This is a genomic window from Stutzerimonas stutzeri (genome assembly GCF_000935215.1).
Classification (GTDB): Bacteria; Pseudomonadota; Gammaproteobacteria; order Pseudomonadales; family Pseudomonadaceae; genus Stutzerimonas.
In genome coordinates, this window is the sequence record NZ_JXXD01000323.1 from 1 (window position 1) to 423 (window position 423).

1 protein-coding gene is annotated in these 423 nt (G+C 58.2%); it reads left to right on the forward strand.

Annotated elements, in window-relative coordinates:
* Positions 1-166: 166 nt before the first annotated feature.
* Positions 167-423 (forward strand): solute carrier family 23 protein (locus LO50_RS22970; RefSeq protein ID WP_044316479.1); only part of this gene is annotated, 257 nt, incomplete at its 3' end.

Here is a 423-nt window from a genome sequence, read left to right on the forward strand (position 1 = left end):
CGATCCAATTGTGCACAATTTTCTGATTTATTGTTTATCAGCCTGTCTACAGGTTGTTATAGTCCAGGCGTCCTGACCGATCGAACAGCTTTCGACGGACAGCGATAGAGGTGCCGTGAAGCCTCGCAAGCCCATGACCGTAAAACAACAAATGGCAGGCTTAACAATGACCGCAACCGAAAACAGGAGCGGCACCGCTCCGCAGGCGAACCAGGACCTCATCTATCAACTCGATGATCGCCCCGGCCCGCTACCCGCGACCTTCGCCGCCTTGCAGCACGTGCTGGCCAGCTTCGTCGGTATCATCACCCCCACCCTGATCGTCGGCAGCGCGCTTGGCCTCGATCAGTACGTTCCCTACCTCGTCAGCATGGCGCTGTTCGTCTCCGGTCTCGGTACCTTCGTCCAGGCCCGGCGCTTCGG